12 protein-coding genes are annotated in these 12,507 nt (G+C 41.7%); 10 read left to right on the plus strand and 2 right to left on the minus strand.

Annotated elements, in window-relative coordinates:
- Positions 1–61: 61 nt before the first annotated feature.
- Together ACY3ZI_RS00915 and ACY3ZI_RS00920 are read right to left on the minus strand one after the other, a co-directional pair.
- The gene (locus tag ACY3ZI_RS00915) at positions 62–373 is read right to left on the minus strand and encodes an EscF/YscF/HrpA family type III secretion system needle major subunit (RefSeq protein WP_211887063.1); all 312 of its coding nucleotides are present in this window, start codon (positions 371–373) and stop codon (positions 62–64) included.
- 13 nt (positions 374–386) lie between these two features.
- Positions 387–1,529 carry a PrgH/EprH family type III secretion apparatus protein gene (locus ACY3ZI_RS00920; protein WP_249215491.1) on the minus strand — a complete coding sequence of 381 codons (1,143 nt, stop codon included), beginning with the start codon at positions 1,527–1,529 and terminating at the stop codon, positions 387–389.
- Between the two features lie 269 nt (positions 1,530–1,798).
- On the opposite strand from ACY3ZI_RS00920, the gene ACY3ZI_RS00925 reads away from it, so the two are divergent.
- The 10 genes from ACY3ZI_RS00925 to ACY3ZI_RS00970 are packed head-to-tail and all read left to right on the plus strand — an operon-like array spanning position 1,799 to position 12,501.
- Positions 1,799–2,614, plus strand: coding sequence for an AraC family transcriptional regulator (locus ACY3ZI_RS00925; protein ID WP_487375825.1), 816 nt, complete (start codon positions 1,799–1,801; stop codon positions 2,612–2,614).
- Entirely contained in the window at positions 2,604–4,304 is a 1,701-nt protein-coding gene (gene sctC / locus ACY3ZI_RS00930) for a type III secretion system outer membrane ring subunit SctC (RefSeq protein ID WP_211887068.1), read from the plus strand. The genes ACY3ZI_RS00925 and sctC overlap by 11 nt, the downstream gene beginning before the upstream one ends.
- Positions 4,295–5,422: a type III secretion system gatekeeper subunit SctW gene (gene sctW / locus ACY3ZI_RS00935; RefSeq protein ID WP_211887070.1), complete on the plus strand. Its 1,128-nt coding sequence runs from the start codon at positions 4,295–4,297 to the stop codon at positions 5,420–5,422. The genes sctC and sctW overlap by 10 nt, the downstream gene beginning before the upstream one ends.
- Before the next feature lie 23 nt (positions 5,423–5,445).
- Entirely contained in the window at positions 5,446–7,512 is a 2,067-nt protein-coding gene (locus ACY3ZI_RS00940; protein WP_487375826.1) for an EscV/YscV/HrcV family type III secretion system export apparatus protein, read from the plus strand.
- A gap of 11 nt (positions 7,513–7,523) precedes the next feature.
- Positions 7,524–7,928, plus strand: a complete 405-nt coding sequence (locus ACY3ZI_RS00945; protein WP_211887074.1) for an InvB/SpaK family type III secretion system chaperone — start codon at positions 7,524–7,526, stop codon at positions 7,926–7,928.
- A gap of 6 nt (positions 7,929–7,934) precedes the next feature.
- Entirely contained in the window at positions 7,935–9,227 is a 1,293-nt protein-coding gene (sctN, locus tag ACY3ZI_RS00950; protein ID WP_487377419.1) for a type III secretion system ATPase SctN, read from the plus strand.
- Positions 9,227–9,682 carry a hypothetical protein gene (locus ACY3ZI_RS00955; protein ID WP_487375827.1) on the plus strand — a complete coding sequence of 152 codons (456 nt, stop codon included), beginning with the start codon at positions 9,227–9,229 and terminating at the stop codon, positions 9,680–9,682. Before sctN ends, ACY3ZI_RS00955 begins: the two co-directional genes overlap by 1 nt.
- Positions 9,654–10,904, plus strand: coding sequence for a SpaN/EivJ family type III secretion system needle length determinant (locus tag ACY3ZI_RS00960; RefSeq protein ID WP_487375828.1), 1,251 nt, complete (start codon positions 9,654–9,656; stop codon positions 10,902–10,904). Before ACY3ZI_RS00955 ends, ACY3ZI_RS00960 begins: the two co-directional genes overlap by 29 nt.
- Positions 10,904–11,833, plus strand: coding sequence for a FliM/FliN family flagellar motor switch protein (locus ACY3ZI_RS00965; RefSeq protein ID WP_211887080.1), 930 nt, complete (start codon positions 10,904–10,906; stop codon positions 11,831–11,833). Before ACY3ZI_RS00960 ends, ACY3ZI_RS00965 begins: the two co-directional genes overlap by 1 nt.
- A 2-nt stretch (positions 11,834–11,835) precedes the next feature.
- Positions 11,836–12,501 carry an EscR/YscR/HrcR family type III secretion system export apparatus protein gene (locus ACY3ZI_RS00970; RefSeq protein WP_036949952.1) on the plus strand — a complete coding sequence of 222 codons (666 nt, stop codon included), beginning with the start codon at positions 11,836–11,838 and terminating at the stop codon, positions 12,499–12,501.
- Positions 12,502–12,507: the final 6 nt, after the last annotated feature.

Here is a 12,507-nt window from a genome sequence, read left to right on the forward strand (position 1 = left end):
CTCCTATAAAAATAGAGCATCAGGATCAGTGATGCTCTGATTTAAATTAAACGTTATGGGCTTACACGTTACGGATAATGGCTTGTGCAGCATCTTTAATGGACTTCATTACGTTACTTTGTAATTGACGTGCCATATTATAGTTACCACTTAATGCTGTGATTTTACCCAGAACGAGCGGGTTATCGACTTCCAGATTTGGGTTGTCAATCATAGACTTTAATTCATCAGCGATAGTTTTAGTTCTTTCGCTAATACCTGCGGAGCTACGATACATCATGCCCCATTTATTATCTGTTGCTGTGGTAGATTCTTGTTCTAATGCAGATGCATCCCAATTACCATTTGCATTACTAATGCCAGGAGTTGCCATATTTATTACCTCATTAATTAGGTTGTTTTGAGTTAAATAACCAATGATTATTACCTAATAACGTAATGCCATTGGAATTAGTGATAAACGATTTTCCAGCCATTTCATTATTGGCAAGGGAGACGGAAAATTGAATTTGCTTGGTTCCCCACTTTTGACTAAATGAATTGGTGAAGCTAATTAAAGAGAGAGTCTGTTTATCATTTAAACTATCTCTTATAACAAAGATAACGTAATTACCTTTGGTTATTTTTTGCCATTTCACATTACTTTCAGTCAATCCTAACTCGGCTTTCTTGATGAGTTCCTCAAGAGGAACCTGTACAAGTTGGCTTTGGTTATAACAACTGAAGTAATTAGATAAAATGCGATTAATATTTTTATTGTCATTATTCGGTAGTGGGTTTTTCACAACTCGAATGACGGGTTGACAAGGGTTGCTAATGTCAACCTTTAATAAATTGGGTACAGTATCTATTAACTTGTCTTCAATTTCTTTTTCAAGAAGGTTTGTTTTCTTTATGGTGTATTTTTCTTGATAATCTGATTTTAGTAAAACTTGACGGCTCCAGTCTTCATCTCTTTGAGATTTGACGAGAATAAGTATTTCGCCATTTTTATTCTGCGTATAGACAATAGGGTAATAGCTTCCTTTTAATATATTATCTATATTTTTAATCTGTTTTGCAGTGTTATTTTTTGGATTAATTTGGAATTCTACGAATAATATAAAAATAACGACAAATGTTAATAATAAAACAAAAAGCCATTTTTTATTAAGCTTTGGTTTCTGTTTTATGGCAGTGGATCTATTTTCTGTAAGCGATAGTGATTTAGATGACAATGGTTTTTGGTTTTTTTCGGGGTAATTCCATTCAGTATTCAATAGCTTAATGACGATTGGGAAGGTGTCAATGAGCAAGATTTCTTGCAGTGTGACAGTGAGGTGACGACTTTTTCCATCTTGTTTAAGATTAATTGCAAAATTATTACTATGTTCGTGATGAGAAACAATAGAAAACTCGCACTGGGTATGTTCGCTAGGAATATAATAGGTTGTGAAACCGTTTTCATCTATTTCAGTTTTGTATTTGGTATATTGCCCAACGATAATAAGATTTTTATCGATGTTAATCATTAGCTCTTGACTATTCATCGAACCACTAATAATTTTCATTATGCAGGTGTGGTATTTTGTTTCTATCATAAGATAATCTCAATTAATAAAAAATAGCGAATCATATTGACTTCAATGCTCAGCATTTAAATATAAGAAAATAATATAGTCAGCTGAATTTATCTTATTCATTCACACCCTGTATTTTTATGGTTAATTCCAAACTATTCCAGAGTATTCATTTGTTTTTTTATATTTAATCAATGAACCTACATCAAGTAAAAATCAATGGATAAGGTCTATTTATAATGTCGAATGAAGATATTGCTAAATTATTGGCGAATAGAAATAGTTGCTTTTCTTTACAAGACGTATTGGTCTTGTCAATACCAAAAGAAACTATAACCTCAATAGAAACTATAACCACAGTAAAAGCGAGAGCGACGCTTTGTTATAAATCTCGATATACAAATTTAAATATTAAAGTACAAGAACCCGCTATCTTTGTTTGCGGTCTGGATGAATTAACGATTGAAGATAAAACCTTATGGGATATCTATACAATGGAATTATCAGAACTCGTTGAAACGCTGGCTATTATTGATACTGCAATGGGGCAATCCTTTCTTGCAAAAAAAGCTACCAGAGAGAGTGATGAAAACCAACTAGGTGAATTCATTCTATTTGACGATGAAATATCCGCACCTGTTTTAATTAAAAATATCGTAATTGATTTGATCATTAAAAAGCAGCCGTTATTTGATGATTGGTGTGATGTATTAAGACGCTATGAAGCGTATGGAATGATGCGCTTTTTAATTTCAGCCGCTCAGCAAGACAAAAACGCCAATATTAATCAACTGTGTGCCCGTTACGGCATTTCAGCTTCTTATTTTAGACAACTCTACCGAGAAAACTTTAATAAAACCGCTAAACGCAAAATTATGGGCGTACGTATGGGGGCGGCCATTTTGCAATTAATTGAAAGTGAAAGTTCTATTTTAGATGTTGGGTTAGAAGCAGGTTACTGCTCGGCCTCTCACTTCACGAATGATTTGAAAAAAGAATTGGGATTAACCCCATCAGAAATAAGGCACCTTGGAGCAACGTTATATGAACAGTAAAAAATTAATAGCGGTTTTTATCTCGCTGTTTTTACTGAGTGTAAATATCAATACCGCTCAATCAGAAATGATGATTGCAGAGCCGGTAACACAAGAAAGAAGTGCAGACACGTTTGTCGCGAATAATATCGCGGTAGGTAAAGTGTTTGATGCTGTAGCAGAACAAATTAATAAGCCAATTATTTTAAGTAAATTGGCATCCCAGAAAAAAGTGACGGGAAATTTTAACCTCGCGAATGCCGATGAAATGTTTAAAGCCTTAACGCGTCGTATCGCGTTAGTCTGGTATGACGATGGTGCAGGTATCTATGTCTATGATAATAGTGAAATGCGTAGTCTGATTATTCCGACTCATAAAGTCAGTAGCCAGCAAGTTCTCAGCTATATTCAACGTAATGGCATCTATGATGCGCGTTTTCCTGTTCGTTCCCAAGGTGGCGACACGATGTTATTTGTGTCGGGACCGCCACTCTATGTTGAGTTGATTAAAGGTGCCGCACTGTATCTTGGCGAACAACGCAAACAAGAAGAAAAAACCAGTGGTAATGTTGCGGTACTCCCGCTGAAGCATGCCTCTGTAAGCGATCGAAGTTACTCATTACGTGGTCAATCGATCACGGTTCCCGGCATGTTATCGGTGATCAGTTCCCTGTTTAAAAATGGGGGCAGTAGCGTCGAAGAAACCCTCGAAATTTTACCTGCAAAGCTCAATACCGATGGGGATGAAATTGATGCCTTGATGGATGCACCCATTGGTGGCCCTCGTCCTGAAAATCGCCAAGTTACCGTCAAACGTGGTGGCGCATCAAATAGTAGCTTTTCTTTGGTTGCCCATCCTGACAGTAACAGCCTGATTGTGAAAGGTAGCCCTGAGCAGATCCGTTACGTCCGTGATTTGGTTAAAACATTAGATAACCGCCGTCGCCAAGTGGAGCTTTCCTTGTGGATCATCGATATCACACGTTCTGAGTTAGATAACTTAGGGGTCAATTGGGAAGTGGGTTCTTTTAACGTGGGCGGTGGCTCTGTTTCTTTCAATCGAAGTACCTTACCCGATAGTAGCAAGTTTTTAGTACAAATTGATGCGCTAAGCAAAAATGGTAATAGCCAAATTGTCTCGCGTCCGGTGCTACTGACCCAAGAAAACGTTCCTGCGCTGTTTGATAACAACACCAGTTTCTACGCCAAGCTACAAGGTGAACGTACCGCAACCCTCGAATCTGTCACTTACGGCACGATGATCAGTGTCATGCCACGCATTTCAGCCGGCCAAAGTGTTGAAATGGAAGTGAATATCGAAGACGGTGCAGAGAACCGCGATAGCAGCGGTAAAACGTCCAGCGTTGAAGGGCTTCCGACGGTTAACCGTACCAGCATTAATACCGTGGCACGTATCGCCAAAGATAGCAGTTTATTAATCGGTGGTTATACCCGCGACCAATATATTGAAAATGAAAGCAAAATTCCTCTTCTTGGTGATATTCCTTGGGTGGGGGGCTTATTCCGTCATAGTTCGACCAATCAACAAAAAATGGTGCGCATCTTTTTAATCCAGCCGCGTTTATTGGATGAAAACGAAGTGTGGGATGGGAGACAATTTTCCGAGAAAGCCCGTATTACACAAAAAGATAGCCAACTGCATGGAACTGTACAGTTTCTCCAGCAATACATGAGGGATTCATGGCAATAACCCCGCTGAGCTATAGCAATCGCACGCTACTGAACGCACAAGATAAGAGTCGTACAGCCACGAAAAGCAGTGATGACTCCGATGAAGCTGCGCGTGGTGCGGGGGTGATTGACAGTTCCAGCGAATACGCTTCGATGGCGATGCTGGCCGCGAGTCATGTTCGTCGAGGCGCTTCGAAAAAAGGGCAAGAAGAGGAGTGGATGCGCTTTGCTGAGCGCATCTTAGAAAACAATGCAGACGAAAAAGTGCTGAGAATTGAAGGAATACTCAATCGTCAGTTGATGACGCCTCAGCAGTTACGAGCCTTTTTATTGCAGTTTTTCTCTGATCCTAGCGATTTGCTGATGGTGCTTGCCGCGCTTATCAACCGTAAAAAACTCAAGCAGGAGCAGATTGATCATTTGCAAGAGTTAGAGCGGTTACTGCTAACGGAAGACACCAACCGTACGGCGCAGGCAGGGGCAAATATCGCGCTAATTGCCAAAGCGTTTGCCCAAACTCTGCGTGAAAGTGCTGGGAACTTACGCACCTTATACCGTGAATTTATCGGTTATGACGGTCCAGTGGTCTATTTATACGAACAGTGGGTAGAAGAAATGGAGCTGGCTCAACGCGAAAACATGATGCGCTATCTCGCAAGAGCCTTGGCGTGTGACTTACAAGCACTGCCACTTGGAGACCTGAATATTAGTGAGTTTGGCAGCTTCTTCACACGAATTGGTCGTCTGCGTGAATTGCAGTCACTAGACCGCACATTTAGTCAGCAATTTCTCCAATCGGGCCTGTTTCGCCAGCAAGCGAGTTTGTCACAAAAACAGTTGTCACAAAACCTCTTGCCGCAGAACCAATTGGAGAAGGTGCTAAGCCAACTATTTACCAGTGGGATCCGTAGCCAAGAAAGTTTCAATGACAAGCTGGTGAATTTTATTCAGGAACAATTAAGTGCCATGACCACGGATCTACGCGCCCGTTTTGTTCAGCTTCTAATTATTGCGTTTTCAATTATCCCCGTTGCCATTTTTTACTCATTGGAAGCGCGTGATGAATTACTCGACCAATTAAAAATACAGATGGATCAACTGTTGGCGCAAGAACAGCGCTTACGTCGACAACCCTAATTTGACAGGAAATACACGATTTCATGAAAAACTTAACCGGATTTTTATTGCAGATCCGTAATCGTCCTGAGCTGATGGTGCTAGTCATCATGGTGATGGTTATTGCGATGCTGATTATTCCGTTGCCTACCGTCTTGGTCGATTTATTGATTGCACTGAACATTATGATTTCGGTGCTGATCTTTATGAGCTCGTTTTATATTACGCGAGTTCTTAACTTCCAATCCTTCCCGTCTATTCTGCTGATTAGCACGCTGTTTAGATTGGCTCTCTCTATTAGTACCAGCCGACTTATTCTGCTTGAAGCGGATGCTGGCGACATTATCGATACCTTCGGTGAGTTCGTTATTCAGGACAACTTAGTGGTAGGAATGGTGGTATTCGCCATCGTGACTATCGTGCAATTTATTGTTATCACCAAGGGTTCAGAACGTATTGCTGAAGTGGCAGCTCGCTTCTCCTTGGATGCGATGCCCGGAAAGCAGATGAGCATCGATGCGGATTTACGCGCTGGGGTTATCGATGAAGCGACCGTGAAAATTAAACGTGGCGAACTGGAAAAAGAGAGCCAATTATTCGGTTCTTTTGACGGTGCGATGAAGTTTATCAAAGGGGATGCCATTGCTGGTATCGTAATTATTTTCGTCAACTTAATCGGCGGAATATCCGTGGGTACGGCTCAGCAAGGTATGGATCTTTCCACGGCATTAAACACCTTCACGTTATTAACTATCGGTGATGGGTTGGTCGCGCAAATTCCTGCGCTGCTTATCTCTATCAGTGCGGGCTTTATTGTGACCCGCGTGGGTGGCAATGATAAAAACTTGGGTGAAAACATTGTTTCTGAACTTTTTGACAATGATTTCACCATCCTGATCACCGCATTTATCGTGCTATTTATGGGCTTTTTACCCGGATTTCCAACGGCCATTTTCTTGTTCCTTGCAGCCTTGCTGATGGGGTTATTTGCCACTCGCTATTTTAAAAAGCGTAAAGCACAGCGAAAAGAGCAGCAATTGGGTGAGGAAAATCTGCAAACTGAAGCCACTGAAGGGGAAACTCAGCGTGCGAATGATGATTTCGACGATGAGTATATTCCAGAAACCTTACCCGTCATTATCTCGGTTAATCAGCAATATAAGCAGCACCTAGAAGATAATAATTTTCTATCTCGCATGAAAAAAGATGTGTTTATTCGTTATGGATATCGCATCCCCGATATTGCCATTAACTATTCGCCTATCGTGCCAGAAAACAAAATTGTGGTGCTAATAAACGAAGTAAAAGCAGGTGAATACGATGTCTATTTTCATGGTCAGCGCTTACTTACGGCGAATGATGAGCTGGAATACCTTGGTATGGAACTTATTAAATATACCGATGAATATGGTTCAGTCAGCACCTGGTTTGACAACCAATACAGCGAAAACGTCGAGCAACTCGGCCTATTAGTGCGCGATGACGTAACGGAAATGATTGATTGCGTCAGTACGTTGCTTTTACGCCACATCAATGAATTCTTCGGGATCCAAGAAACTAAAAATTTACTGGATGATCTTGAAAGAAAGTATCCCGAATTGCTGAAAGAATGTTATCGCCACGCCACCGTACAAAAAGTCACGGAAGTTTTTCAACGTTTATTAATGGAAAAAATTTCGGTGCGCAATATGAAGCTAATTATTGAAACCTTAGTGCAATGGGTGCCCAAAGAGAAAGACAGCATGATGCTGGTAGAGCACATTCGCAGCTCAATGGCGCGTTATATCTCATCCCGTTTCTCGGTGGAAGGGCGTTTGAATGTCTTAATGGTGAATGCCGAACTGGAGGACACCATTCGCCAAGGCATTCGCCAATCATCCGGTGGTGTTTATTTGCATTTAGAACCTGAAAAAAGCAATGAGCTTATTCAAGCTGCTGAATTTGCATTAGAAAACAGTTACTTATCTGTTAGGGATGTCAATGTACTGGTACCTGTGGATATCCGCCGGTTTGTGAAAAAAATCTTAGAAGGTCGTTTTCCTGAACTTGAGGTGCTCTCATTTAATGAGGTTTCCGAAATGGTGAAGGTCAACGTTATTAAAACGATATAAGGAACACATAAATGAAATACCGTTTTGTCGAGAAATTGAATGAATTTTTAAATGCCATGGGGCGCGGTGATTTAGTAAACCCGCGGCTTGATTGCCATTCCAATATTCAACTCGAAATGAATGATACACCTGCGATTAATATTGATTTGTCATCCGATGATTTAATTATTTGGTGCAGCTTAATGGAATGTAATTACAGCCGACTCGATGCATCCCACACTTCATTATTAAAAAGCATTTTGGAATATGTACCACGTAATTTTTATCCAGGGCAACCTGCACTCAACATTATGGAAAATAACTTGGTGCTGTCCGCGGTATTAAAGGAGGCTTCATTGGATGACATGCAATTATTTGCTGATTCTTTTGAAGAATTCTTTGAACGCGTTAACGAATTGCGTCTGCAATTATCGTAATTGATGATGAAACTTTTTGACGTTTGCGCACATCCTGTGCGCATTCATGGATGCCTGATTGAAGCTCCATTGAATGGCGTATTTATTGGCGAGATCTGCTTTATTGAGCAGTCATTGGTACAGCCAAAAGTTATCGCCAAAGCGCAAGTGATAGGCTTCAAAGAGGGGCTAACAGTTCTAAGCCTCATTGGTCGCGCTCAGGGCTTCACTCGTGAAGTGGTTATTCGTCCAAGTGGTTACCCATTTGTATTCCAAATGGGGGAGCACCTTGTTGGGAATATTTTTAATGCCGCAGGGGAACTAGAAGGCGCATTAAGTCAGAAAAACAGCGAAATTACCCAGTTAAAAACCAAGCTGCAACGCATTGATAATCCTCCGGTGAGTGTGAATAAACGCCGTCCAGTGAATGAACCGATGGTCACAGGAATTCGCGCTATCGATGGATTGCTGACGTGCGGGTTAGGTCAGCGTATCGGTATTTTTGCAGCGGCAGGTAGCGGTAAAACGTCATTAATGAACATGCTGATCAATCACGCTCATGGGGATATTCATATCGTGGCATTGATTGGTGAGCGCGGGCGAGAAGTGATTGAGTTTATTGAAGAACTTAAGCAGTCCCCCCATGCGGATAAAACCATTTTAGTGTATGCCACCTCCGACAGCCCGCCGATTGAGCGTTGTAATGCCGCTTTATTGGCGACAGCGATGGCGGAATATTTCCGTGATTTAGGAAAACAGGTTTTATTGTATGTCGATTCGATGACCCGTTATGCGAGGGCGTTGCGCGATGTGGCTCTTGCGGCAGGAGAGCTTCCTGCACGTCGTGGTTATCCTGCCTCTGTTTTCGAGCAACTTCCGTTATTACTCGAACGTCCAGGGCGCGTAAAACAGGGTTCTATTACCGCGTTTTACACCGTGTTATTAGAAAGTGAGGAAGAAGCCGACCCTATTGGCGATGAAATTCGCTCTATTTTGGATGGGCACATTTATCTCAGTCATAAACTTGCAGGGCGAGGACATTACCCTGCGATTGATATTTTGCACAGTATTAGCCGTGTTTTTCAGAAGGTAACAACGCCGGAACATCGCCAATTTGCTGTCGATATTCGTGAAAATTTATCTCGCTTAGAGCAGATCAAGCTGTACCTCGAATTGGGGGAATACCAGCGAGGTGAAAGCCAAGAAAATGACCGTGCTTTAGATAAACAGCAGGATATCAATCATTTCTTACAACAAAACATGGATGAATCCGAGGGCTTTGAGGAGATGTTAGCCCAATTACACCATTTGGCATCCTGATGATTAATCAATTATTAGCGCTGACTGAAAAGCGCCTCGAAAGAGTGCAGTTAGAGCAAAGCAAGCTGAAAAGCGCCATTTTGCAGTTGCAGCAACAGCGCCAAGATATCCACCAACGGATCGTCATATTAACTCTACAAGTTGGGGTGTATGAAAAATCGGAAGAATTAACCCAAATGGATTTTTGGGAACGTCAACGGCAAAAAGCCGTGGTTTTATCAGAAATCGCCCAATGTGAATTTCAGATAGAAAACATCAACGCTGAATTATCTAAGTACCATTTATTGAAGCAGCAAATGACTGAACGGACGTTCATTTTGCGTAATAAGTGCGAGAAATTCCGAAAATATCTCAAGCAACAACGTAGGGCGCGGTGGTTAAAATTAGAGCGTCAGCAACAAAATGAAATCGAGGAGCTGTTTGTTCATGTCGACAATAAAATCACTGCCCAGTGACAATACATTTAATTCCGTAATGGAAGCTAAAAGTTCATCACTTGGTTTTAATCATCAAAAATATAACCAGCAAAAACCGGGTTTTCAAAAGCAGGGCAGTCAGCAGCATTCAGTCAAAAAAGCGGCTCAGGATATTGTTCAAAAAAAGCTGACTCAAGTAACTGATAATAATAAAAAGCCCAAAAAACCAGTAGAAGAGTTGGCGGTCCCCGTTCTGTTGAACTTACCGACTCAAATCCAGCACATGCACTCTGGCGGGAAAATGGCATTTCTCTCTGCAGGATATGGCTCAGATAAAAACAATAGCGAAGCGAATCATTCGCTAAGTACACAACCTAATGACTTATTAGGGCAAACGGTGAGTAAGGACGATGTTCCTCAGATCACGTTTAACGCCAATGTTGCGGCGGTATCAATCGGTCAATTGGCTGACACGAAGATCGTTAAAACAAAAACTATGGAACAAAAAGCGGCTCGCTTTTTGTCAGATAACCCGACAAGTGTCAAGCAGACCCAATGGATGAGCATCCCATTAGCGCAGCAGACTGAAGTTGTGGATATCGCTGTATTGAAATCACCTTTGCGTGATGGTCAATCAAATTTAGTGAGTGAAGCTCAAGCTTCTTTTGAACCTGGCATGCAAATTCAACATGAGGTCAAAGAGCCGAATGCCTCTGCAAGCCATGAAGGCCGTCCTGTGCCAAATGAGCGTCCTGCACCTCAACATTTTCCTGATATGAAAAGCTTCAATATTGAAAAATCAGAAGTCATTCAACCGGATGAAATAGATATTACCAAAAACATTTTAACGCAAGTGCGTGCAGAGATGGGAGATAAGCCACTGGCGGTGACGCCTCAAATTTCTACTTTTCAAACCTCGGCTTCTCAAACTTCAACACACACACAGCAAGCCTCTTCAATGGTAAACAAAGTCGCTGAATTGATGGCAGCTTCCGAAGTTGAAAGTTTCAAAACGGTGCCTTCTCGCACACTGAGTTACACCTTTAGCCAATGGCAAAATGCACCAACGGTCTCTTTTGCTTTAGCGAGTACAAACAAAGATCAGGTGGTGGCATCAACGCAAAGCGATGAGGTTCAGCAGGCTTTGCAAGACAACCAGCATTTATGGACAGGTGAACAAAAAATGGTAATCCGACGTGAAGAGCAGGAAGGTCAACAGCGTCAACGGCAGCAACAGCATCAGCAAGACGAGGAGTCCTAATGCTAAACATTCATCGAATTAGCCACCGAGAAAAGCAGGTGAGAGAGTGGCAGCAGCGTTTTCAATGGGACTTAGACATGCATATCCCCAAAGTTGGAGAGCGCTATTTTCAAGTCACCCTGCACAGTAAAAAGCAGAAAACTCAAGTGCTGGTGAATGCTGAAGAGTGGTGCCGTCACCGTTGGCCTAAGTTGGCTCATTACGCATGGAATCTTTTAGATACCAAAAGCTTATGCAAAGTTTTTACTTATGAAAATACCGGAAAGGCGTTTTTCTCCGAGCAATTCCGTTGTCATAGCGTCGAGATTATTGATGATGAACAGCTCCTGCAACCAAGGTTCACAGTGAAAGAAAAGAAACTTGGCATTGTGCTGTTAGCAGAGCCTATTGAAGGGCTAACCGAGCGTAAGGCGCAATACGGGATAGCTGAGCAGCTTAAGCTGCAAACCGACTGGATTTTAGGTTATAGCCATATCAGTTGCAAAATTTTGCAGTCAATCGCGCTTGGCGACGTGCTGCGTATTCAGCAATTGCAATTAGATATGACCGTTGCAGGGCGTGTATTAGCCCATTTTCAAAAACAACAAGAAGGCATTTTTATGATTGAACAGTTAATGACAGCAGATGACGAACAGATAGATTCTGCGGTGGAAGAGGAGTTTGTTGATGAAACTGTTCGTCCTTTTAATTTGCACGACCTCACGGTCAAACTGACCTTTGTATTGGGTCATTCAGACATCAGTGTAGAGGAATTGGATTCACTCCAGCCAGGAGCAGTTTACTCAATTGGTGAAAATAAAGAACGTGAAGTGAAAGTGTATGCAAACAAACAACTGATCGCAGAAGGCGAGCTGACCTATATTGGTGATAGTGACGAATTAGGCTTAGAAATTAAGCGATTGGTAAGCTTAGGCGATAAAAGGTTATAAGCATGCCAACGGTTCCGAATGAAATACCTTTATTAGTCCTTATCGCCTTTTCCACACTGCTACCTTTTATTATTGCAGCGGGAACTTGTTACCTAAAAATCTCGATTGTGCTGATTATGGTGCGCAATGCGATGGGCGTACAACAAGTCCCTTCGACGATGGCACTTAATGGTATTGCCTTATTACTGTCCATTTTTGTGATGATGCCTGTGCTGCAAGATGTGAACAATTACATGCGCCACGAAAGCGTGGATTTTAGCAATGTGGAGTCCATCGACAACTTCGTTGATAACGGGCTAGGGCGTTATAAAGATTACTTAGTGAAATATTCCGATCCTCAATTAGTGAATTTCTTCGAATCTATTCAGCAGGGTAAAACGGAAGCCGAGGTACAAGAAGAGCAAGCGGCACCAACACTATTTTCATTACTGCCAGCCTACGCATTGAGTGAAATTAAATCCGCGTTTGAAATTGGTTTCTATATCTATTTACCGTTTGTGGTTATCGACTTGGTGATCTCAAGCATTCTGTTGGCACTCGGTATGATGATGATGAGTCCCGTGACTATCTCAGTGCCAGTGAAATTGATTTTGTTTGTGGCAATTGATGGATGGTCACTGATTTCGAAAGGGCTGGTGATGCAGTATTTCGAACTCGCACAGCATTGACGTAAG

The sequence above is a fragment of the Providencia sp. LY12 genome, from assembly GCF_057621555.1.